Genomic DNA, 24,291 nt, shown 5'->3' on the forward strand with positions numbered 1-24,291 from the left:
TATCTAGCGCTCGATAGACCAGTAAACCCCGCACCGACTAGCGTGATGTTCAGGCCATAAAGAACCGCACTTTAAGCGTCTTTTTTTATGAAAGTGAAGTGCCAACAGCAACAGCAGCAAAGGCTATGGCTATGGATTCGTGATCGACGTTTCATTTGATGTGGCTGCCTAATCTAGCGCTCGATAGACCAGTAAACCCCGCACCGACTAGCGTGATGTTCAGGCCATAAAGAACCGCACTTTAAGCGTCTTTTTGTTTTTATGAGAATAAAATTCCAAGTGCCTTTTACTGTAAGAGCTAAATTTCAGTCTTTGATATTTCACGGGGCGAGCCTGTATGTTCATCTTCGTTATGGCGGGTGCGCTTATCGACAATATACACGAGCACTAGCACAGGAAAGCCGATAAGGCTGGCGGCGATGAAGAAGTTCACATAACCGAAGCTATCGACATAGACTCCGGAGAATCCGGCGATGAACTTAGGGAAAAGTAACATGATGGATGAGAGCAGGGCGTATTGAGTCGCGCTGTATCCCGTGCTCGTTAAACTGGATAGATAGGCTATGAAGGCGGCTGTGGCAATGCCGGCACTGAAATTATCGATGGAAATTGCCAAGGTTAAAAATGGCACGTTATAGCCTATGACTGCTTGCCAGGCGAAGAGTAAGTTAGTCACAGCCACCAACAAGGCGCCGATGAAGAGTATCTTCATGGTGCCATATCTGGCGATCAATAAACCGCCAAACCCAGCACCGACTAGAGTCATGATCAGGCCATAAACTTTACTGATTGTCGCTATCTCTGTCTTAGTGAAGCCCATATCGACATAGAATACATTGGCCATGATCCCCATGACGATATCTGAGATGCGATAACAAGATATCAGCAATAAGATCAGTATGGCGTTGCGCCCATAGCGCTTGAAAAAATCCATAAATGGCAACACGCTGGCAGTGTATAGCCAAGATAAGGTATTGGCGATGACCTTAGGGTAGCGCTGCTTCAACTCTTGCATGATGCGCTGTTCTTGCTCGTTGGCCTGCTTAACCTCGACGTCTGGCTCCTTACAAAATAGTGTGGTCAAAATGCCGACGGACATCAGGCCTGCCATGATCATATAAGCCATCTGCCAGGACAATAGATTGTATTCATCGTTACCCGGGGTGACCCAAGCTGCAATGGTCAATGCGCCCGCGGTGGCAATGATCATCGCACTGCGATAGCCCACTTGATATGCCGCCGCGAGCGCGGCCTGCATCTTCTCTGGTGCAGACTCTATTCTAAAGGCATCGATGACGATATCTTGGGTGGCAGAAGCAAAGGCGACCATGAGGGCAAACAGTGCCAGCCTCTGAAGATCCTTGACGGGATCGCTGAAAGACATGCCTAAAATGGCTCCCACCAAGAGTATCTGAGCGAATAGCATCCAGCCTCGTCTGCGACCAAGTAGCCTGGTGAAGATGGGCAGAGAGAGTCTGTCTACCAAGGGGGACCAGGCCCACTTGAAGCCGTAGGCTAGGGCAATCCAGCTGAAATATCCGATGGCAGTTCTGTCTATGCCCGATTCTCTTAACCAGAATGAGAGTGTCGAAAACACCAACATCAAGGGAAGACCGGCGGAAAAACCGAGTAAAAGCAGGACTAAGACACGTTTGTGGCAGTAAATCGAGAAAGCGTCTTTGACTTGCTCAAGCTTGGAAGAGACTGAAGGTGACATAGGCCGACTTAAGAGATACTAATCGACCTAGCTTAATACCAAATAGTTCAAATGACTAGCTTAAGTCGGCACAAAAAAGCCCAAACGCTCAGGCTTAGGCTTAGGTTTGTTCTGCTCTTAGAATAAAGATAAAGAGCGTTAGGAGCTAGGTCTGATACCAATGCAGTTATTTGGCACTTGGCCACCAAGATTAAGATAATCACAACATTCATCAATTTGCTTACGCAGGTATTGATTGCCGCGGATCACCCAATCGGGCCATTTGTCAAAGGCATGTACTAGATGCCAGAACACTCTCTCCATATCTGACTGCGCGTCACCCTGATGATTGAACTGTTGCCATTCTTCTAGGGTGTCCCATAGATATAACTGGACCTCATGAAAATCGAGCTGATCACTCAGAAACGCTTTTCCATATTGGGCCAGTTGGGGCGCTTTATTATCGATGAACTCATTTGGGGTCATCAAATCGCCTCCTTATTACAACTTAATCAGTATAGGACTAAAAATTAAACCTAGAACAATATTGGTGAAAAATATTGAACATTTTTGAATTTTATACATGTTTGGCTATATTTTTTAGTTACTTATTTCGATAATAATTTAAGTGGAATATCAATTTACGCACTATTTTCGAGGTAACAGCGTCGCTTTCTTTAACATGATGTCTTCTACAGGAAAGTCAGGCCAGTCTAGCTTATTGTTGTGTTCTGTCGCTACGGCAGCCATTGCAGCAAGCACCTCTTCACCTTGGGTGACTTCACCAAAGACGGCATATCCCCAACGTCTCGATGACGGGTCTAGGCGCTCATTATCTGCTACATTGAAATAGAATTGGCTGGTGGCCGAGTGTGGGTCATTTTCCCTTGCCATGGCGATAGTGCCGAAGCTGTTCGATAAGCCATTACCCGATTCGTTAACGATCGGGGCATCATAGGGCTTCTCTTCTTGCTTAAGGTCGAGTCCACCACCTTGAACCACAAAGTCATTGATGACACGATGGAACAGGGTGTTGTTGTAATGACCCTTAACCACATAAGTGAGAAAGTTATCCACTGTGATAGGGGCTCGGGTTCTGTCCAGCTCTATCACAATTTTTCCCATACTAGTATCGAGTTCAACTTGAGGGTAAAGAGTGTTGGGTTGAATATCTATGGCCGAGGCCATTGAGCTTAGACTCATGCTCAAGCCGAGCATCAATAATGTGCATATTCTACGAAACATAGGGCTTCCCTGTTTAATTCCAAATTATTCTGGAACTGGCTTAGCGCCGATTATTGTTGGATAAATTGATTGAGCTCAGGGTCGTTGAGAATCTCGCCGCTGAGTTGGCCGAGTAATTTATTCATCTCAAGCTCTAAAGTGGCAAAATCTGCATTGAAGGGACCCGATAATGTGCCCCGAGCCGAGTAACGCTTGGTCAACTCCTGGCTGCTATTTTTGACGATAACATTAATGATGATATTGCTCTTGGCCTCGAAACCGAAGGTTGATTCAGTCACATCGGTGAGCAGCTGTTCTAACTGTATCTGCATATGCTTGACTGAGCTTGGATCTATTTGATAACCCGCTTGGGTAAATCCAGTACGAAAGACACTGTCAATCTGCTTTCTGGGAGCCTCTGAGGGACTGACTAATTTGGCCGCATCGTCACCATTGTTAAATCTCACTATGTAATTGGCCGAGCGAGTATCTATTGTCTCGATGGCAAGTGTCTGATGAGAATTAGTTTGTTTTTGGACCTCAGGCACTTGTGGATTCAAGGCGATATGACTCGGAGTTTGGTTGGCACAGGCCGAGAGTAAAACTGATGCGCTGAACAATAGAATGAGACGTTTCATGTGCTGATTTTCTTATTTGAGTAATATCAAAAACTAGGTGGTGCCAGCATACCAGAAATGGTATTGGTTTCCACAGCTAGTCTGCTTAGTGAGTTTGTTAAACCTAAATGAATCTAAGATTTGACTTTAATCTCGAATCCCATCAGGTTAGAGTAAATGTTCAAATTCTATACAGGATGTGTTTAATGGGATTAGCGCAGACTAGCTCCGCTTGGCAAGCTAATAAAATATCGACAATGGCAGCACCGAAGGAACTCATGGATGGTCAAGGTAAGCCTATTTTTGGTTATTTTGATGGGCCAGTAGCAGACTTAACGCTAGACAAGTTCGCCTATTTCAATGAGATGGATAAGCCGGTTTCATCCTTGAAGAAGCACTTTCATTTCAAACAGTTTCAATTTGTTAGCCTGGTGACTCCCAGATACATCATAGGTGTCGCCATTGCCGATATTCGCTATGTCGGCAGTGCATTTTGCTACCTCTATGACATAGGCAAGAATAAAATAACGGCAACATCTTGGCTCAAACCACCGGGAGTGGGCTATCAGATGGAGCCTTCTCCTCTGTCGGGCAGCGCTAAGATAAGCAGCAAAAAGGGCAACATTGAGTTTAACTTGCGCGAGGGGGTGTGGCATCTGGCTATCTCAACTGAGTCTATCGAGGCCGAACTCGAACTCGAATCACCTCCCTTGAGTCTGCCCATCTCACTCTGTACCCCGACGGGATACAGCGGTTGGACCTATACCCAGAAACATAATGGCTTAAAACCCAAGGGAAGCTTGAGCATTCACGACGAGCCTCAACCACTCAACCAGGCATTGGCGGGATACGATTTTTCTGCCGGATATATGCGTCGTGACACGAGCTGGCGTTGGGCGAGCATCAATGCTCATACACAAGATGGGGTGATAGGCTTGAACCTCGCCGCCGGTGTGAATGAGACTGGCGGCAGTGAAAATGTGTTTTGGGTCAATGGCGAGCGGCACTTGCTGGGGCCGGTACATTTCGAGTTTAGCCGAGATGCTGGCAGTGCAGAATCTAAGCCTGCCGCGAGTTGGCGCATCTATTCCGATAATGGCCAAATAGAACTGAGTTTTCAGCCCCAAAATTGCCGCTCAGAGAAACTAAACCTCTGGCTGTTAAAGAGTAACTTTAGGCAGTATGTAGGCCACTATTCTGGCCAGATAATAGATAACTTAGGCAACAAGCATACCTTGCACAATGTAATGGGCCTCACCGAAGACCATTTTGCCCGCTGGTAGAACCGAGTTTAGCTTAGGCATCACTGAGTGCACTCGCACTCGGATGCTGAGAGCCTGACTGAATTCATTGCTATTATTCATAAACCGCTAGAAGAGTCAGTATTAACAATCAGTTTTAGAGAAAATAACAATAAAAATTACAGCAAGGAAGTCTGATGGAATTTAGTACACTGATCGCTCACCCCGAGATGCTACTTATCGTGCTGGCACCTATCTTTTTTATCTGCATCTTGCTGGAGTGGTATCTGGGCGACAGGCGCAAGAAATTACCCCATAGCGCCCGTTATCATCTTCCCGAGGTCTTGTGTAATTTCGGTCTGGCCGGAATGCATCAAGGGGCGGATATTTTAACGGGCCTGCTAATCGCTAAACTCTATCTGATGTTTTTTGGTTGGCGCTTGTTCGATATCGAGATGAATGCCATTAACTTTGTGTTGCTCATGATAGCCCAAGATTTTTGTTATTACTGGTTCCATCGTGGCAGTCACAGAATACGTTGGATGTGGGCTGCCCATGTTGCCCATCACAGTTCGGAAAGTATGAATTTTAGCACCGCATTCAGACAATCTCTGATGTACCCATTAGCGGGAATGTGGCTATTCTGGTTGCCGCTGGTGGTGGTCGGCTTCGATCCAAATTGGGTGGTATTCGTGGTCTTGCTCAACTTGGGATTACAGTTTTTCGTTCATACCCAGGCAGTCAAAACCTTAGGTCCAATCGAGTGGATATTCAATACGCCGTCACATCATAGAGTGCATCACGGTCGTAATCCTCAATATATAGATAAGAACTATGCTGGCGTGTTGATCATCTGGGATCGTATGTTTGGTACCTATGTCAAAGAGGAGGAGACTGTGGAGTATGGCATCACTAAGCCCATTAACAGCTTTAATCCGCTCGTTGTTACTTTCAGTGAATGGAGGTCTATGTTCAGCGAAGCGTTTTCACCGGGACTAACGCTAAAGCAAAGGGCAAGGTTACTTTTCTCTCCACCAGACTAAGGTTACGCTTTTTATAAAGCGCTTACGGAAAACGGTACGCTGCGCTCACGGGGAAGAGATTGGCAAGACGAATGTTAGACCCTTTGTTAATTTATTTGACCACGACATAAATGCCCCCGTTGCACTATACTTTGCAGAGTGAGAAAGGTGATATATGAAGGTTTATTAATTACTAATAGAAGTAATAAATATGAATATTAAATATTTTAAAACAATGGTATTAGACACTGTTGAAGTGATCGGGACCTTCATAGTGGAGCGTAGGGAGCCAATAGAGCGTCGGAAGCATCAAAGTTTGGTGCTGACTTACTATACAAGACGGTTTATAGAACGAAGAAAAAGTACACTCGATTTTCAAGTCTAGACTGACTGCCAAAGAAAGGATGCAAATAGATGACGTCAGCTCTGCTGTCAAAGGGAGTTTAAATGGAAAAAATTCACGTACTCATTGTAGATGACGATCCTGTTTGTTCAGGATTATTGCTCGCTATCTTAGCAGATGACTATCATGTTACGACGGTAAATTCAGCTGTTGGGGTACTAGCCTTGTCAAAATCACTCCTACCGAATATTATCTTCCTCGATGTGATGATGTCCGGGGTAAATGGTTATAAAGTTTTAAAATCTATTAAAAATAATGTTTTCACATTAAATATACCGGTAATAGTTATAACGACACTAACCGGAGTGTCGGATAAAAAATTATTCAAACAGTTAGGGGCTGATGGATATCTATGTAAACCCATAACACTTAGGTCAGTTTCAGGCATAATGAACGAATATAAACTGTGGCCTCCGCTGTGATTTATTATTAGATATTCTGAATGTTAAATTTAAATCTTTTAAATCCATATTAGGTAGCAAGTGCTAGACGAGGCTTGTATAACATTTAACGTCCATATTTCATGCTGTAATATGGCCTGGGGATAGCTGCTAGCCAGTAATAGAAGATAGAGCCGAACATGAGCTGCTGGCTCTATTAATGCAATCAAAACATTGTTGTTGGTCATTACTAGCTATCGCTAAAATCTAGATGCAATGCTAATTCTGTCTTGATTGTATTCCCCGCATGGGTAATAAAAAACGCGCTTACCAGGAGCTAGCAACACCGATTAATCCATCAATCGCATCAACAGTATCACTCTGTGAATTATAGTAGACACTCTCATTACCAACTTTAATAAAAGCAGAATGTGAGGTTACGCCATGCTGAGTACATCTCTTATCACCCAGACCACTATTCTTAACACTCACTAAAGTCGCCAATAGTTTACTTTTAAGATCACCATCAGCCTGTGTAAAAGCCGATTCCATCCTTGCCACTACCCCATCTTCAAGTTCATTTCCTGCTATAACATAATTCACACCAGCAGAACTGCCGACTTGTTCTGAAATTGCTGAACCTGAGTATGCTTCACCAACAGAATATCCAGGTGATGATATTGTCAATACTAGGTTTTGCCTCATGTGCGGAGTATGATCTTGGTCATTGAGAATTAAATGTTCGATGATTTCACCTGGATTTTTCCCTTCAGTGATTAAACCTGCTGCCGCTAACAAATTAGAGTTAGGGAACGGGACCTCAGCCTGAGTAATAACAACCCCTTTTCCAGCTACTATTTCAGTGAGGAAAAATGTGGGGTCCATATAATCGGGTAAGCTCACACAGCTAGCAAGTGCCGAACCTAATTGTCCCGTGCTGGGGTCATAAGCAATAATAGAAAATGTTGCCTGACTTTGTAATGACACCATGGATAAAGCAAGCAATATAGATTTAATCTTCTTCAAGTTAAACATCCTTATTTTAATTATAAAAGAACCTGTGCTCATTTATTACGACGCAAGGTATCACAATAACTTAACCTATGTTGATTTATCTGCATAAACTTTAATTGTCGTTTATATAAATGGTCATGCTAAATCTAGCTGTAACATCTGAAGCTTGAGTGTTACAAATAAATAATCATTGTGTCAATTGTGTGTATTAATATTTCTTTATTAATAAGTGTTAAACCTGGTATCAGTTATTCTGCTGGCTAAAAATCACGTGTCAAAGTTGATTTAATAAATGCAAGGGTTAATTTCAATGTTGATGCTGGTTATTTACATCTTCATAAATTGTATGATTGTATGATGTGTTATTTTCATATGGATTCGTTAGTCATAGGTACGATTTTGGCATGCCTAGCATGGTGAGATGCATGTTTTACGTTATTTATTTATTTATTCATTGATTCATTGATTTAGCTCGCGTCATTTTATGTGGGGGCATGGCTATTTTTAGGGTAAGGATTTGTATGAAATTATTATCGGTACTGATTGCATCCATGTTGAGTTTTGGGGCTGTGGCTGGCGAGTATAAACATATTGTTGGTGGCAATATTGGCATGGTAGCCAATAATTTCAAGCCGGCGATGGTAATAAATTCGCTGGCGGTGATGGCGGTGGAATTGATGCTTATTATCGATATATGCTTAATGATAAATTTGGGCTAGAAGGCAGTGTTTTTAGTGGTAGTGGTGGTATTATAAGTGCCTTGACTGGCATGTTCACTACGGTCGATAATATCAGTTACAAAGGTGTGCGAGCGGCAATATATGGCCAATACTTACTGTCTGAAAGTAATAGCCTGTACGCCAAGTTAGGTGCCAGTGCCAAACAGCTTAACTATGATGTTTCAGGTGTTTTCGGGAGTGGCACTACTGAGAGTATTGAAACAGACGGAACCGATTTCTATGGTGTGCTAGGCTGGGGAATACGTTTTCAATCCGGGCTAGGCCTTAACCTGGAATACCAGTATGTGCCAATCCAAGAGGTCATAGTGCAAAATTTCAGTATCGGGTTTAGCTACCCATTCTAATTTAGCCTTCCAATGAAGATTATTGATATTTTCTATGTGTGGCTGGTTGATGCATTGGTGTAAGTTTAAGTTGTTGAAGGTCTGCCTCTGTCATGCTCAACCTCACTTGTTGCTAATTGCTCGAGTACTTTTTCTTGCGCAATTAATGCAACCACACCATCATATAAATCTTGGACACATTCTACCTCGGTGACACCTAAACGACGACGATTACTGATGTCATATACATGTCCTTCACTGGCGGAATGTTCACCATGAATACCACGTATTTGTAAGTTAAATGCTTGGGTAATGGTGCTAAATGCTGCCATGTCTTGGCCTAAACAAGGTAATTTAATATGCACACTCGCACGCATTGCGGTACCAAGATTAGTTGGACAGCTGCTGATATAGCCGAGATGTGGTGTGAACGCAAAGTTTAAATGTTGCTCAAGTTCTGCAAGTGCCCGCGTCAAACGCGTAAACACCTGTGTGATGTTGCCACCCGCCTGCATCGAAATAATACGTAAATGATCTTCTTCATTTACCCAGACTAAAAAAGTCTTATCATGATTATGATAAATACCACGACCAGCAGGCCAGTCTCGATTTAATCCCGCCGCTTCAAAAAAACGATCGCCTGCTTTGAATAAGAAGTGGTCATCGATGAGTTGCGCCTTAATCTCGTCACTCATGGCTGATAACGCAAAATAATGACCCGATAACGAACCTGAGACCTTGGTTAATGCCGCAACAGTTTGTGCTTCTACGTCATCACGTTGAGATTGCGTGATTGCTGGCCCTAATGGCATTTCAGCCAGATTACGTCCTACCCGAATGCGTGTCGATACAATGTACTTATTACTTGGATCTGGGTCATTAATATCAATATCTTCAGGGTTTAGGTTGGTTATATGTACGCTATTTTCATCAAATCCATGGTACTGGCTAATGATTGGATCGAATAAAGGCGCAAAGCACTGGTATGACTCGGTATCACAAGCATAGACACCGATATCGCTGTCAGGGTTCACTAATCCGGAGTTAACTAGGTCAAGGAGTGTGAAGCCGTTTGTCGTTACTACATCTTGCAGTTGAGTGAACAAGGCTGGCGTTAGATTACGTGCCATGAGTGATTGATGTTGTTCTGTAAAATCTGGATATTTCATAACGCCCTGCTCAATAACGGTGTAATACTGATAGCTACAAACTATAGCTAAACTAGACTTAATACTACAGACAATCACCATAGCAAGGCGAATAAGCACCTGATGTGAACGTGATGAAACCTTCCCTTAGCATCTGGCTAACATAGCTTGCTATATTGGTCAGATATTAAGGGGGTTTCCTAAGCCCACGAGGATTGTTACCAGTGCTAAAAGCTTGCATTAGCGTTCAGTCATTGTGCTAGCCTCTTCTTTACAATCGCCTCCTTGGCAGGTATTTAATTTATTTTGTTCTTCTTTATCTTTAACTAATATTTGATGTATATCTTCTATCCGTTGTTTGACTGCTACCCCATAGCGTGTTTCATCTCCCCATAACCTAGCAAGCATTTTCATTGATTCATTATCATGTTCAGCAAATAATTTACCCGCTCTCTCGGCCCTTTCTTGGCTATTGCCTAACAAGGTTAGGGCTTCAACGCCTAGATTTAAGGCCGAATCGAACGTCTCTCGCTTAAAAGACGTGACACCAAGATTCATTAATTCATAGGCATGTCTACGATCGATGGCACGTGCGACTATTGCCAGATTGGGATAGTGTTTTTTAGCCATAGCAGCGATTTCTAGTATTTTATCTGGGTCGTCTATGGCAATAACCAATAATTGTGCCTCCTCAGCTCCAGAAGCTTCTAATAAGCTTTGCCGTGCAGCATCGCCATAAAATACTTTTTTTCCGAAGCGCTTAAACAGAAATTCTATTTGGCTAGGGCTGTGGTCAAGAATGGATAAGTGATAGCCTTGTGCCGTCAATAATCGGCCAATGATCTGTCCAAAACGTCCGTAACCGGCAATAATTACATTTTTGGTTGGCTCGATTTTCGCTGTCTGGTCAACATTGTCTTCTTGCTTATGGCCTTGATTAAGTACCTTGTCATAAATCATTATCAGTAGAGGCGCCATTAACATAGAGATGGCCACCACTAAGGTTGTCAGCTTTGTTTGGTCGTGATCGAGTATTTGCAGTGAAGAAGTTAGTGACAAGAGCACAAAGGCAAATTCCCCCCCTTGAGCGAGCGCTAGGGTGAAGAGTAACTTTTGCTTACTCTGCATCTTAAAAATGACCGCCAATACGTACAAGACCAAGGCCTTGATCGCTATCAAGGCTGCGACTAACAAAATCACAGTAGTAAACTGATCGAATAATAAAGGAAAGTCGATAGAGGCGCCTACGGCAATGAAGAACAAGCCAAGTAGCAAGCCTTTAAATGGTTCAATATCTACTTCCAATTCGTGCCTAAACTCACTGTCCGCCAAGACGACTCCCGCCAAAAATGTACCTAATGCGGGTGAAAGGCCAATTTTTTGCATGATAACGGCGATCACTATGACCAAAAACAGAGCGAAAAGCGTAAATAACTCACGCAAACGCGTTTCTGCTATGTATCTAAACAAGGGGGCCGAGACATATTTTCCTGCAAGTATGATGGACACAATCACGGCTATCGAAATACTCACCTGCAAATAAACGGGGTAGTGCTCAATCAGATTACCATGATCTGCGACTAGCTTACTTGTGTCACTAAAAGCCAATAAAGGCAGCAAGGCCAAAATGGGGATCACCGCAATGTCCTGAAACAACAACACCGAAAAGGCATTTTGTCCCGCTTCTTGCTTTACCCAGCCCTTTTCATTCAGGGTTTGCAACACGATAGCCGTAGATGATAGTGCTAACATCAAACCTATGGCCAAGGCGGTCTGCCACTTGAGGGAAAAGACAGTGACAGCGATGGCAAAAATTAACAAGGAGGTAATGATGACCTGAAGTCCTCCGAGACCTATGATCGAGCGTCTGAGTTTCCACAACCGAGACGGTTGCAATTCCAGGCCGATCAAGAATAACATCATCACCACACCAAACTCGGCAAAATGCATCACATCGGTTTGATCGCCAACTAAGCCCAATAAAAAAGGACCAATCAGAATTCCCGCCAGTAAATAACCCAGTACCGAGCCGAGGCCTAAACGTTTAGCCACAGGCACAGCTATGATAGCGGCAGCTAGATAAACAACAGCCAGTTCCAACATTTTACTCTCCATTTAAATTGTTATGATCACCAGAGCCTATATTGACTCGGTCTTTTAGCGCTAAGAAAAATAACGGTGCCTTATTTATTGGCTTATCCGTTAATGTTGTCGATGACTTTTTCCACCGTCATAGCAGGTGTATTTGGCCAACCCTCTGGTTTCTGAATAACGTTTTTCTAACCTCGTTGTCGTAACAATCAATCAATTCGGTTCGCTGGTAACATTGAGTTCCTCTTGCTCGACAAGGCAAAAAACCAGCCATTATCAAGCAAAAACTCATACCGAGTTAAATGATGAGACTCAAGATTGGTAAGTTGTGAATATTGCAACGCACTTGTATCACATAAGCTGGCCCATGGTTGGCAATAATAGCGTGGAAATTTATTATTTTTCGATAAAATTAAGATTTGACGTAATGTCTGGACCCTGTTTCTGGGTCTGAGCATGATCATGAGGCAGAGAAATATATCGAACTCCATTTTATACATGAGCTTATACACTGACATATTGAATGCCAAAACATCCTTGTTTGGACGCTCGCAGCCGCATCTACACTGGAATTTTTACGAGCAGCTTGTCTCTTCGATTTAGGTTTTCTAATTGTAGATAGTTTCTATACGGCTTGTCATTCCCGCAATTCTATACTCGTCATTCCCGCAATTATATACTCGTCATTCCCGCAATGCTTGTGGGCGGGAATCCAGTCGCTTTGGCTAGCCTTCGAATGAAGACTGATCACATTTTCTATTTTAGCTTTTGGCTGAGTTGGTATTGGGTGATTTTTTGAAGGTCGACCCTTCTTGGTAACCTATAGCTTCCCAGCGGGGGGGGGATGTGCACTCTTTACTTTGAGAAGGTTCTGCGAGACGCCGGCTCTTGATTTTATAAGAGTCATCCGTGTGGGCTCTACGATTCCAATAAGCTCCTTGTTAAAATGCCAGTTCGATAAAATATGTCCATATACAAATGCCAGTTCAGCCAATTATATCCCTATAAAAAGGCCAGTTCAGCATCCATGCTTCTCGTTCATGAGATTATGGCTATACCATATTCACCATGCTTCTCGTTCATGAGATTATGGCTATGCCATATTCACCATGCTTCTCGTTCATGAGATTATGGCTATGCCATATTCACCCAGCCTCTCGCTCGGAGAGTTTCACCTTGTGAAACCTCGCCATGTCATCGAAGCTCGCAGCCGAATCTACACCTGCTGATTTACAACATAAGTCGTCTCTTCGATTTTAGAGTGTGTGTTATTGCTAATTTGAGAGGTTTAATCATGACTGGCACCATGCATTCGCTACGTTGAACTTGAGGGAAGCTAACGTATCAAAAATCTTATGGGTGTCCACTTATCTTAGTTGTATATTACTCACTAACTTTATGTTGTAATTCAATGTAAATCATTATATTACAGGCTTTCGAACGCTTAATCTGTTAGATGTGGAATTCGGCGAACGACCTCCTATTTATCGTGGGTGGCTTGATAAATGTTCTTGATAAATGTTCAAGTTAACTACTCTAGAGGATGAGCAAAAGGACAAAAATATGTCCTCTTTTATTTCTGTTGATATGTTGTGATTATGTAATTATTATGGTGTCGTGCTCCTATGTTGTTGGGGGGGTAGGAAAGGAATCTAAAATACTACAAAAGGAATTAAAATGAGAAAAATTTTTTCATTCTCGCTACTCGCTGCTGGAATTTTATCTGGATGTGGTGGTAGTGACTCATCTTCAGAAACGTCAAAAAACCCCGTTGTTAACAGTGCTCCGCAGGCCATAGCTGATAGCGTGTTAGTTCAAAATAATGTTGCAGCATCAATCGATGTGTTAGCAAATGATACTGATAGTAATGGCGATGCGTTAACTATTACATCAATTATTAGCCAGCCCGAGAGTGGTACTGTTGAAATTGTTAATAATCAATTGCTGTACACTCCTGAAAATAATGTAGCGACAACTGATTCGTTTAGTTATGAGATTAGTGATGGTGAGCTCACTGCCGTTGCAGAGGTTGTGGTTACTGTTAATCATACATTAACGATATCAGGACTTGTTACTGACTCACCTATTTCTAATGCGTTGGTTTCTATTGCTATCGGTGACGAGTTGTTTGAAGTAGAGGCTGACACTGACGGCAATTATTCGCTGCCAATCACAATTAATGATATGTCTGCGCTTGTATTTATAAATGCTAAAGGCAGTGCTGACCAAAATCAAGAAGACATTGAATTGATTGCAGTTGCAGGACAGACAAGCACATTGTTAGCGGCTGCAGGTGGAGAACACCATTTAAGTCATGAGGACAATAATCAAACTAACGTTACTCATGTATCAACAGCTAATTACTTGCTGGTTGAGGACCGTACTGAGAGTGGTGAAATTACAAGTGAACTAGAATTTAATCAGTTAGCAAGCGAGGTATCACCGGAAGAGCTGATTCAAACGGCTGGATTTATCAAATTGTTGGTTGATAATGATAACTTCGATATCCCAGAAGGGGAAACGGTTTTATCTTTGCTAGATACTGAAGCGGCTGGAGGTAGCGGAGAAAAAACACGTGAAGCAATTCAAGCGTATTTAGTCGCAAACAATCATGTTGATGCAGATGGAAAGTTAACAGAAGCGTATTCCGCTGCACTAGATGAAGCAATTGACCAAACCGTAACTGATGCTAATGTTATTGAGCAATTCAGGGTTGAGCATATTGCTAGTCAAACTATGCTTTCTTTATATGGCGCTAAGCAAGGGTGGAATCAACACTCTGGCAGCGGAATGAACTATGGTGCGGATGGTTCTGGTGAATTATATAATAATCTGAATAGTTATGATAACAGCGATGAAATTCAATTTTCTTGGTCTGTAGTGGATGGTAGTTTGGATGTTGAATATCATAATTATTCATCTAAAAGTTATCAGTACTTTTCTTATCCATATGAGCGGTTGGTCATTGACTATGGTTTTTCACAAACAGTAGTTGATGAATTAGTTGCGGCTGCTGATGCCGGCCTAATTAATGTGTCTCAATTGGATATGGAGTTTGGTACTCGTAGAACGAGCACTACCTTGTTAAAAAGTACCCCGTCGAGTTATCAAGTTATTGTAAAGGCTGAAGATTATATTAAGCTAACATTGCCGACGTCTATAACAACTTGGACAAACTCGACTCCGAGTGTCACTAAAGAGCATTTCTATAATCAAACGCTTATACACACTCCAGAAAGTGCCTTTAACGGGAAAACACTTGCCGATATTGAAGGTGACTGGGTTCTGAATCTTGAAGCTACAGTAACTCAGAGTCATAGGTTAGAGGATTATACCGGTTTGATGGCTGATTTTGTTACTATCTCAGGAACATCAGCAACTGCAAAATTTGCTAATCAGCAGTTTACAGTATCATTAACTGATGGTGTGTTGGCACTAGCTAACGGTAGTACAGTATATAAATTTATTCCTGTTAAAACAGAAGGGAAAGGCCATCTAGCTCAGGTAGAAAAATGGGTAGATAACAATCTAGAGCTTGTTTTAGCGCGACAAATTGCTAAGTTTGATGCTAGTTATGAGCAATATACCGATAATTTAGTGACGGCATTACCAAAGGCTCAAATATCTTATATTAACGGTAGCATTCAAGAGCAGTGGAATGGTGAGAAGCTTAAGTTAGAAAACGTCTGGGGTTATGCATTTAATGCTGATGGTAGTTTAAATCGTGGGGTCAAGGGCGTGACACCTGAAGATGACTGGGAAGGTGCCGGGAATGGAACTGGCTATTTCCGCTTAGGTGATAACAGCTGGACTTGGGATAAATCTGGGCGACAGGTGAATATGTATTTCTCATCTGATTGGGCTGAAAGACATCGTACCTGGGAGGTTATTTCGGTTGATGACGAAGGTAGAGCTCTAGTTTTAGAGCATTCAGTTTATGGCTGGGATATAGATTATAATGGTATTATCGAGGCTGATGAGTTTGGTCAATTTGTCATGCCACGCATAAACGTAATTAAAGTGACGGATTTGAATGAATGGAAAAAAGAATGGCAAAACACCATTGATATTGGCATGTTTCCGGCTGTAGCCATAGAGCAAAAAGCATCGACATTATCGATTCAATCGAGCAAAAATAACGATGCGGTTGTTCTGAATTAAGTAATAAATAGAGCCATATATGGACGCTCTACCCCCGTCAAGACAATACCTCTCTAACTAAGGTATTTTTACCTTAGTTAGCCTTTGATTATTAACTAATCAAATTGCTACTTGGTGTAAAATAAATCAGACCAGTCATTGTTAATAGCACATCTTCTTTCTCCTACTAAGCTTTAGTTACTGGTCGATGTAGGAGATTGTAATGCCCCGCCCAAGAAGCACTCAGATAAGTATTGAACTTCTAATTTAACCATAAGTATCTTAATACCACACAACCTCAAGGTGTGTGAGAAAAGCATGGCTAACAGGAGTCGATGAAGATACGGGTCACTCGTATGAACATCGACGAGGGTGGGTTGAATCTAGGCTCATTTAACTCGCAGGAACATTTGCTATAGACATAGCGGCTTATGCGGTGATGAGCAATTATCTACATGTGGTGTTGAGAATTGATATTGAGTCAACAAACCGCTGGACAGATAGAGAAGTAGTGGAGGAGCGAAACCTCGCATAACTTAAGCATACGATAGCCCAATATTGAAGTAGATTAAGTGACATATCTTGCTCATACTTCCAAAACAGTTGCGCTGCTTTTCTGAGCCTATAGCCAGAAAAGCTAATATTGAGGATAACTGCACAGGCCGTTTCTGGGAACGGTGATTTAAAAGCCAAACTTTACTCGATGAAGCGGCGGTAGTGGCCTGTATGGCTTATGTAGAGCTCAATCCAATATGCGAAAAAATGGCTATTACACCAGAAACTTCAGCCCTGCCTGAAAATCGTTATTTAAGTGAGAAATCCCCAGTTCGACGATTGTAATGGACTGAAGTTGCACTTGTATCGGTAATCACTGTACTTTGTTGTACGTTGAACTGAAAGCTCGTTACAGCAGCGTTATGTTGTTGATTTATTATGAGTGGCCTGATTAAAAGTTGCCAAAATCTGACATTATTCGCTCTGACCTCTTTAATCATAAAATAAGCCCAAAATATTTTGATAAATAAGTCTAAAATTTATCAATACTTTTTCTAATACGTTACTATCTCTTACTCACGCCTAGTAACATGTAACTTTGCTCAGTCAATATAATAAGCACTTAGCTAGGGTAGACTAGAGTAAAGACATCAAAAAACACTTAATTCTCTAGAGCGATAAACCGATATTATGACAAGAAAAATATTAACGTTGAATGTGAAAAGAAAAAAAGTCACCAAACAAGTCGAGCAAGTGGCCAAGGTTGTCCCTCAGGTTGACCCACAAGAGCGTTTTATAAATGGCGTAGCCATCAATCCTCATCAGTGTATTCGCCTAGAATTAGGCTCTGAGCAACTTTCCACCCGAGCCATGGATCTGTTCACGCCAATAGGAATGGGGCAGCGAGGGTTAATTGTTGCTCCACCAGGCTCCGGAAAAACCACCCTGTTAAAACATATTTGTCAGTCGGTGGGGAAGGCTTATCCAGAGATAAAGCTTTATGCGTTACTCATTGATGAGCGTCCCGAAGAGGTGACGGATTTTAAGCGCAGCGTACCGGCACAAGTATACGCCTCATCCACGGATGAAAACTATGACCAACACGTTCGTGTCGCGAATGACCTGCTTAAAATCGCTCGCCAGCAAGCTGGTGAAGGTCATGATGTAATGATTGTCATCGATTCTCTGACAAGACTGACACGAGTACATAATGCCAATCAAAGGAGCAGCGGTCGTACCCTATCGGGCGGGCTTGACGCTAGAGCGATGGAAATACCACGAAAATTGTTTGGCGCAGCGAGAAAAATTGAGAATGGTGGTTCGCTTACCATTCTAGCGACCATACTGGTTGATACTGGTAGCAGAATGGATCAGGTGATATTTGAGGAGTTTAAAGGTACGGGTAATATGGAAGTCGTTTTATCGCGTGAGGCTGCCAGTCAACGAATTTTTCCCGCACTGGATATTGCTAAAAGCAGCACGCGTCGTGAGGAACTGCTGCTCAATTCGAAAGAACTCGAAAAGGTAACCGTGTTGCGCAGGGCGCTTACTGGTCTTAAACCTGTAGAAGGTGCTAGGACACTGGTTGAGTTACTTAAGACATACCCAACCAATGCCGAACTGTTGAATCGTTAGTTAGCTAAATTTATTCAATCTAAACAAGTGCGTCAGTATAAACTTTATGCTATATCCTTAACTTTACCAGTTAAAAAAGTTTCGAGATAAAGGGGGCCGTAGCGAATTAGGGCTTGCGAATAAACTAAGATATTTTTTCTAATCAATGTCAGGTTAACTAGACCCAATGCTGTAACCCACGGTTGTCCAGCAACGAGTTACTAGCCAGTAAAATTCAAATCGAAGAGATGACTTTCTCGACATAATAGCAGGTGTGAACGCGGCTGCGAGCTTCCGAAACAGGGCCGAAAATGTTCCCTACATTTATTCGGCATTTCCCACATCCTTGTGGGTCAGATGTTTTGGTAGAGCCCACAGGGACGACGCTGATGAAATCAACAGCCGGCGTCGCGTAGAAGTGGCTGCACTTAAGGTCGTTCATTCACATCAATGTGATCACGACATTCGTACATCCTTTACAGCACCTACGGCAGGTGATAGATAACTATAAGGTTATGATATTCAGCACAAAACCAAATTCAAATTTAGCTCAATGAACCCAACCAAAAAGATACTTAACCACTTGTTAGCGGACAAGTGGCTAGGATTTGTTATCTGGCAAGTGACTTCTTGCCACCATAAAGCCCACTCTGTGGGTGTGGCTCGCTCGGTTGAGAGTTCTCAGCCTCGGCACTGCTTGGCGCTAAGTACTCATCCTCATGGTTTTCGGCTTTCTTGCTGATCTTCTGCGCCTGCAAGATCACAAACTTGCCGTTGGACTCCACAGTGGTGCAGTTTTTAAAGATGCGTTGCAGTTTGACGTGATAAGCCAGATGACGGTTACCTACTACATGCAAGATCCCGCCATTCTTAAGTGCGCGCCAGGACTGGAGAAACATCTGCCAGGCGATATGGTCGGTAATGGCTTCGCCTTGATGGAAAGGGGGGTTACACAGAATTAAGTCCGGACGCACGCCTTCGTTTAGGTGGGTCAAGCAGTCATCCCAGCTGAAGCTGGCTTGCTCGCCCACTAGACCTTCAGTGTCTAAGTTATTGAGGGCCCAGTTTTGTCTGGCCGATTCGACAGCCATCTCTGAGTCATCGATAAAATGAATATAGGCTTTGGGGAAGACTTGTTTAGCATGCAAGCCCAGTACGCCATTGCCGCAGCCCAGATCTATGATAGAGGTGAACTCGCCCTTAGGCATGTTATCCAGCATGATGCGGGCGCCAATATCCAGCTTGTTGGCGGCGAACACATTACTTAGATTGCTGATTTCTAAGTTAAACTCAGGAATAGACCAATTGACACCTTGGGGCAGGGAGCGCACCTTGCCATCACTGACGCAGGTTATTACTCGGGTTTTCTTCCAGGTGAGGCTGGCACTTGCCGGGCCTAAATTTTTGGCAAACACTTCGAGTAGTGACTTGTTGATGGATTTTGCTTTGGCGCCAATGAGTATCTGAGTTCCCTGAGGTAAGATCTGCGATAATCGGTTAAGCTGGTGGGCGAAATAAGTCAGATTCTTAGGCAACTTCATCAATACCAGTTCAACTGAACTGGGTAGTGCTTCACGACTATTAAGCCACTGAATATTCTCGCTACTGAGTTTATTCTTGGCTAAGTTTTGCAAGGTTCCTAACTGGCTGGTCTTGGCGTCAGTTTCTAACAGCAGTGGCCACTGACTGTCGATAGCGAGAAGGCTAGCCGTTAGCGCGCCGAAATTATCATTGATGACCGCCGTGGTGACCGCTGTCTGCTCAATATCAGTCAGATGCTTGATCAGGTGTTCATCCGCAGCATCCCATGCCTGTAGGTTAGATTCCTGTTCACTTGGATAACGATGTAATTCAAGTTCGATATCTGCTACTGAAAATTGAGTTGTCATAAGTCAAACTGTACCAATAAAATGAGGGCGCGCATTATCGCAGATTTAACGGTTGAGGTATATATGGTCGATGGCTCTTGATAACTGTCGACAACTCTTGATATTAGCCGATAGCGAGTCGAATGTGCCATTATCCGCTTAAGGTTTATAATAAGTGATGAAACAACAAAGTTTAGACTTAAATAGACTCCTCGGCGCTGAAACAGAAGTTGATTCGGAGCCGCAATTGGACAGGCTATCAGAGCTTCCGGTGACTTGGATCAAAGGCTATCTCGCACCTGCTCAGCAGATGGCCTTGCTAAGAGAGGTTCAAGGCTATCCATTCGAGTCTCCCGAAATCCAAGTCTATGGTAAGCGGCATCGCATACCCAGATCTCAAGTCTGGTTCGGTGATGCGGGCTGCGATACCAAGTATTCTGGCTTACTGGTCGAGGTGCTTCCTTGGCCTAAATATGCCGACAGACTGAGGCAAAAACTCAAACGGGACTTTAGTCTCGAATCCAACGGCGTCTTGGTTAACCGCTACGTCGATGGCAAGGAGTCCATGGGCTGGCATTGTGATAATGAGCCGGAATTTGCAGTAGGCAGTGATATTGCGTCTATTACACTGGGCGCGACCCGAGATTTTATCATCAGAGACAAGGTCACTCATGAGCAGCAAACTTTTGCGCTGCAATCGGGTGACCTCTTGATCATGCATTGGCCGATGCAAGACAGGTGGGAGCATGCCTTACCTAAGCGCATGAAAGCTACCGAACCGAGAATTAATTATACCTTCAGGCAAGTAACCCCTCATTATTTTGACTAGCATGCTTATCACATGGCTCATATCCCAGCGCTAGACAATGCGTGAGGGCATGAGTTTCCAGACGCTAGGGACTCTCTCCACTCGGCGTCCGCAGCATGCCCTCCTTGTGCTTATCGTACCCATCTAAGACTCATGAAAACAGCTTCATAATCACCGTGTTACCGTTAATTATTTTGTCACCTGTCTGCTGACTTACTATTTCATAGAGAGCCGCATCGTCACACACATAAAGTAATTTGCTCTTTTTTTATACAGAAAAGAAAGCTGAATGCTTGCTTAATGGCGCCGAGTTAAGGGTGATATTTAAGCAAGCGTTAAGAAAAGTTGCACATTATGCGACCTATAAAGACAAGGGGAGACAAGAGTCAGATAAGACTATGCATAGACCCTGTCTTAACTCATTAACTTGATTGAGTGGAGTAATCAAGAGCAGATAGAAAGGATTCAGTTAACTAACAGCAGCAAACTAACTGAACTGGAGTTCAAATGAAAAAAAGAATCATAGCTACTGCGGCATTCGCAGCCTTCGCATCATCTTCTGTACTCGCTAGCTACGAGATAGCCCCGGCAGAGATATCTGTCTCAACTAACTTTGATAACACATTAATTTACGCTGAGAGTAATACGCGTGCTGATTACATTGAGTTAGGTTTGAGTCATGTTTTCGATATTGGTGGTAATTTTTCATTGATCCCTCATCTAGCCTCTGTCGCTCGTGATGGTGGTGATAATAGCTTTCGTCTACAACTCGGGCTGACCTATGATTTCAACGAAGCCACTAAGCTAGTCGCTGAGTATCGATACACATGGGGCATGGATAATTACTACACTCCCAACTATCAGATTGATAATGGCTTACCCGCTACACCGCCCACTGAGGGGAATGGCATCGACAATCCAATTCACTTCCCTATAGACGACATCACACCTCCACAGAATTACCATTCGGGTCAGTCTGAGATCAGCCGGGTGTCGCTAGGGTTTGATCAGAGACTGGACATGTTTCTCGTGAAGTACCGTTTCCGTCACTATGAGCAGTACGGTGATGTATACAGCTTCGAGACTGGTATGGCTCGGGATACTTGGCAGGAGCACGAACTTCAGCTTGACCTTTCTACGTCAAGTTCATGGACTCCCTTCGTAAGAATAGTTGCTACTAGCGACAATGGTTACGGCGTGGAAGATAAGTACACACTCCTGGGGATTAACTACCACTTTTAAATTAAGCCCGAGCTAGCTTGAGATTAGGCAGAGATAAAGCGTATGGATCGTATCATTGAGATCCATTCTTGTTTTCTCTGTCTGTCTCGTCTTCGAATGAATTTACCCATGTTGACGGAACACTAGGCTCCATTAGCTGTTCAATTTATGGCTAGAGCCTATGGCAAAGATTGATCTTTTGTGGCTAAGGTATTAACCTGCCGCCATCGCTTTTTCTTGTTTGAGAATATCCCTATGTCAGTAGAGCAACTTATAACCGAAAAACTCACCGCGGCCCTGTCGCCTAGTCATCTGGAAGTGATCAACGAGAGTAATAATCACCATGTGCCGCCGAATTCAGAGACACATTTTAAGGTCATTATTACCAGTGCGGCTTTCGAGGGTAAACGCCTACTTGGCAGGCATAGATCGGTGAATGAGGCGTTAGCCGATGAGTTTGCTAATGGCTTACATGCCTTATCTATGCACACCTTCACTCCCGAAGAGTGGCTCGTAGAGTCAAATGTCCCCGACTCTCCAAAGTGTAAAGGCTAGAAGCTAAGCCCTAGACAATAAAGCCTAGAAGCTAAATTTGGGACTCTGATTGGATTGAGTCCCACAAGCTAAATCACGCTTATCTTTACCGTCCACCGTCTAGCGTCTACCGTCCGTCCACCGCTTCCCTTACTTCAGCACAAGATTTTGTTTATCTATCGCGGTAATAGTGTTATCAATATGTTAATTACATTTTTAATGTTGAGAAGGGATGAATCAACTAGAGAAGATAACCGAGCTGATGGGGAGCTGGTGTCCCCTGTTTATCGTATTGATGACACTCGCGGTAGTGATATTGCGCGATGCCTTCAATACCTGGGCTACGGCGCTGTAGAGTCTGCGTTATACCTGCATGGCGCCGTATTGACTTTAGCCGCTGGCTATACACTGAAACATGATGGCCATGTCAGGATCGATATCTTCTAGCGTATCGATATCTTCTAGCGTAATTTTAGCGTTCGTACCCGCATTGGGTGGACTTTCTCGGTACGCTACTGCTGTTGATGCCTGTTTGTCTCTTTATCCTCTATTCAAGTTGCGATTATGTTTTAGCATCCAGGAAGGTCGGGGAAAGCTCGGTCGAAGCCAGCGGCTTAGGTTAGTTCTATTTCAGCAGAATCAGACTTATCAAGGCACTAGTCTTGTTCAGACTCATATATGTTTTTTGGTACTATCGAGACGGCTCATAGCGCCATTTGCTTATGCTAGAATGAAAAAAAACAAATAAGGCGAATGCTTTTAAGTTGTTAAGCCTTACCCATGCCCTACAAATTTGGAGAGTAGAGATGCCATTATTAGATAGCTTTACCGTCGATCATACTCGCATGCATGCCCCTGCGGTGCGTGTGGCGAAAACCATGAAGACGCCTAGCGGTGATTCCATCACAGTATTCGATCTGCGTTTTTGTGTACCGAACCAAGACATCTTGAGTGAGCGGGGCATACATACCTTAGAGCATCTTTATGCCGGATTTATGCGTGACCACCTCAATGGTGATGCTGTTGAAATTATCGATATCTCTCCCATGGGCTGTCGTACCGGCTTCTATATGAGTTTGATTGGTACGCCAGGCGAGGCGGAAGTGGCCGAGGCTTGGTTAGCGGCGATGAATGATGTGCTCAAGGTCGCCGATCAATCTGAGATCCCTGAGCTAAACGAATTTCAATGTGGTACTTATGACATGCACTCTCTGGATCAGGCCAAGGGTATCGCCCGGTCGATCATTGCTGCTGGGATAAGCGTTAACAAGAATGACGAGCTAAAGCTCAGTGATGACATCTTGAAAGGTTTGTGATTCAGCAATAGACATAAAAAAGCGGCTAAGCCGCTTTTTTTATGCCTAAAATTATTTTTACGGGTTAATGTTAACTTGCTTATTTCATTGTGTGCGCTCAAATAGTCAGCGGTTAGAATGCACTAATCATTGGCAAAAAAAATATTAATTAGGCTTCATTTGACTATTTGACAAAGACGATACCCTTGCTAGGTAAAGGGCTTATTAAAGTTAGTCGGCGCTGAATCAAAATAATTCACTAATCATGCGGGCTAAAGCCGAGTTTAAAAATCCACGTTACCATTAAAACACCCACATTTTTCATGGCGATACCTCGGTATTTACTGTAAAATGCGCGCGAACAGCGTGATTGCGATCGCATTTTCGCGATAAGTCTGCGCTAGCTCATCGAGGTGA

The 24,291-nt window shown here is 43.2% G+C and carries 20 protein-coding genes and 1 pseudogene; 13 read left to right on the forward strand and 8 right to left on the reverse strand.

What is annotated here, in order from left to right; translation table 11 throughout:
- Positions 1 to 298 precede the first annotated feature (298 nt).
- The 4 genes from HRU42_RS11555 to HRU42_RS11570 form a co-directional block, all read right to left on the reverse strand.
- Positions 299 to 1,717: an AmpG family muropeptide MFS transporter gene (locus HRU42_RS11555; protein ID WP_295031281.1), complete on the reverse strand. Its 1,419-nt coding sequence runs from the start codon at positions 1,715 to 1,717 to the stop codon at positions 299 to 301.
- Positions 1,718 to 1,855: 138 nt separating this feature from the next.
- Positions 1,856 to 2,182, reverse strand: coding sequence for a hypothetical protein (locus HRU42_RS11560; RefSeq protein WP_295031283.1), 327 nt, complete (start codon positions 2,180 to 2,182; stop codon positions 1,856 to 1,858).
- A gap of 162 nt (positions 2,183 to 2,344) precedes the next feature.
- The gene (locus HRU42_RS11565) at positions 2,345 to 2,941 is read right to left on the reverse strand and encodes a peptidylprolyl isomerase (RefSeq protein ID WP_295031285.1); all 597 of its coding nucleotides are present in this window, start codon (positions 2,939 to 2,941) and stop codon (positions 2,345 to 2,347) included.
- Between the two features lie 50 nt (positions 2,942 to 2,991).
- Entirely contained in the window at positions 2,992 to 3,558 is a 567-nt protein-coding gene (locus HRU42_RS11570; protein ID WP_295031287.1) for a YajG family lipoprotein, read from the reverse strand.
- Between the two features lie 185 nt (positions 3,559 to 3,743).
- Here HRU42_RS11570 and HRU42_RS11575 point away from each other — a divergent pair, with 185 nt between their 5' ends.
- From HRU42_RS11575 to HRU42_RS11585, 3 genes are all read left to right on the forward strand, one after another.
- Positions 3,744 to 4,820 carry a DUF2804 domain-containing protein gene (locus HRU42_RS11575; RefSeq protein WP_295031289.1) on the forward strand — a complete coding sequence of 359 codons (1,077 nt, stop codon included), beginning with the start codon at positions 3,744 to 3,746 and terminating at the stop codon, positions 4,818 to 4,820.
- A gap of 155 nt (positions 4,821 to 4,975) precedes the next feature.
- Positions 4,976 to 5,821 carry a sterol desaturase family protein gene (locus tag HRU42_RS11580; protein ID WP_295031291.1) on the forward strand — a complete coding sequence of 282 codons (846 nt, stop codon included), beginning with the start codon at positions 4,976 to 4,978 and terminating at the stop codon, positions 5,819 to 5,821.
- Positions 5,822 to 6,247: 426 nt separating this feature from the next.
- Positions 6,248 to 6,625 (forward strand): response regulator, encoded by a 378-nt coding sequence (locus HRU42_RS11585; RefSeq protein ID WP_295031293.1) that lies wholly within the window; start codon positions 6,248 to 6,250, stop codon positions 6,623 to 6,625.
- 285 nt (positions 6,626 to 6,910) lie between these two features.
- Here the strand turns inward: HRU42_RS11585 and HRU42_RS11590 are convergent, their stop codons facing one another.
- Positions 6,911 to 7,609, reverse strand: coding sequence for a DUF1028 domain-containing protein (locus HRU42_RS11590; protein WP_295031295.1), 699 nt, complete (start codon positions 7,607 to 7,609; stop codon positions 6,911 to 6,913).
- Between the two features lie 509 nt (positions 7,610 to 8,118).
- Here HRU42_RS11590 and HRU42_RS11595 point away from each other — a divergent pair.
- Positions 8,119 to 8,316: a hypothetical protein gene (locus HRU42_RS11595; protein WP_295031297.1), complete on the forward strand. Its 198-nt coding sequence runs from the start codon at positions 8,119 to 8,121 to the stop codon at positions 8,314 to 8,316.
- Entirely contained in the window at positions 8,292 to 8,681 is a 390-nt protein-coding gene (locus HRU42_RS11600; protein ID WP_295031299.1) for an outer membrane beta-barrel protein, read from the forward strand. Before HRU42_RS11595 ends, HRU42_RS11600 begins: the two co-directional genes overlap by 25 nt.
- A 65-nt stretch (positions 8,682 to 8,746) precedes the next feature.
- Here the strand turns inward: HRU42_RS11600 and HRU42_RS11605 are convergent, their stop codons facing one another.
- Together HRU42_RS11605 and HRU42_RS11610 are read right to left on the reverse strand one after the other, a co-directional pair.
- Positions 8,747 to 9,829 carry a phosphagen kinase gene (locus HRU42_RS11605; RefSeq protein WP_295031301.1) on the reverse strand — a complete coding sequence of 361 codons (1,083 nt, stop codon included), beginning with the start codon at positions 9,827 to 9,829 and terminating at the stop codon, positions 8,747 to 8,749.
- 219 nt (positions 9,830 to 10,048) lie between these two features.
- A complete protein-coding gene (locus HRU42_RS11610; protein ID WP_295031302.1) occupies positions 10,049 to 11,911 on the reverse strand; it encodes a monovalent cation:proton antiporter-2 (CPA2) family protein in 1,863 nt (620 codons plus the stop codon).
- A 1,665-nt stretch (positions 11,912 to 13,576) separates the two neighbouring features.
- Between HRU42_RS11610 and HRU42_RS11615 the strand changes: the two genes are divergently transcribed.
- The 3 genes and pseudogenes from HRU42_RS11615 (at position 13,577) to rho (ending at position 18,169) form a co-directional block, all read left to right on the forward strand.
- A complete protein-coding gene (locus HRU42_RS11615) occupies positions 13,577 to 16,060 on the forward strand; it encodes an Ig-like domain-containing protein (RefSeq protein WP_295031304.1) in 2,484 nt (827 codons plus the stop codon).
- A gap of 370 nt (positions 16,061 to 16,430) precedes the next feature.
- Positions 16,431 to 16,825 (forward strand): annotated as a pseudogene (locus HRU42_RS11620) (transposase); the annotation flags it as partial.
- A gap of 399 nt (positions 16,826 to 17,224) precedes the next feature.
- Entirely contained in the window at positions 17,225 to 18,169 is a 945-nt protein-coding gene (gene rho / locus HRU42_RS11625) for a transcription termination factor Rho (protein WP_295031306.1), read from the forward strand.
- Positions 18,170 to 18,759: 590 nt separating this feature from the next.
- On the opposite strand, the gene HRU42_RS11630 is transcribed toward rho, so the two are convergent.
- The gene (locus HRU42_RS11630) at positions 18,760 to 20,037 is read right to left on the reverse strand and encodes a methyltransferase (protein ID WP_295031308.1); all 1,278 of its coding nucleotides are present in this window, start codon (positions 20,035 to 20,037) and stop codon (positions 18,760 to 18,762) included.
- A 157-nt stretch (positions 20,038 to 20,194) separates the two neighbouring features.
- Between HRU42_RS11630 and HRU42_RS11635 the strand changes: the two genes are divergently transcribed.
- From HRU42_RS11635 to luxS, 5 genes are all read left to right on the forward strand, one after another.
- A complete protein-coding gene (locus HRU42_RS11635) occupies positions 20,195 to 20,845 on the forward strand; it encodes an alpha-ketoglutarate-dependent dioxygenase AlkB (RefSeq protein ID WP_295031309.1) in 651 nt (216 codons plus the stop codon).
- 486 nt (positions 20,846 to 21,331) lie between these two features.
- Positions 21,332 to 22,066, forward strand: a complete 735-nt coding sequence (locus tag HRU42_RS11640; RefSeq protein ID WP_295031311.1) for a hypothetical protein — start codon at positions 21,332 to 21,334, stop codon at positions 22,064 to 22,066.
- Between the two features lie 234 nt (positions 22,067 to 22,300).
- The gene (locus HRU42_RS11645) at positions 22,301 to 22,600 is read left to right on the forward strand and encodes a BolA family transcriptional regulator (protein WP_295031312.1); all 300 of its coding nucleotides are present in this window, start codon (positions 22,301 to 22,303) and stop codon (positions 22,598 to 22,600) included.
- Between the two features lie 211 nt (positions 22,601 to 22,811).
- Positions 22,812 to 22,934, forward strand: coding sequence for a hypothetical protein (locus HRU42_RS11650; RefSeq protein WP_295031313.1), 123 nt, complete (start codon positions 22,812 to 22,814; stop codon positions 22,932 to 22,934).
- A gap of 451 nt (positions 22,935 to 23,385) precedes the next feature.
- Positions 23,386 to 23,895, forward strand: a complete 510-nt coding sequence (gene luxS / locus HRU42_RS11655) for an S-ribosylhomocysteine lyase (RefSeq protein WP_295031315.1) — start codon at positions 23,386 to 23,388, stop codon at positions 23,893 to 23,895.
- Positions 23,896 to 24,291 lie beyond the last annotated feature (396 nt).

The organism is Shewanella sp. (assembly GCF_013214165.1).
Classification (GTDB): domain Bacteria; phylum Pseudomonadota; class Gammaproteobacteria; order Enterobacterales; family Shewanellaceae; genus Shewanella.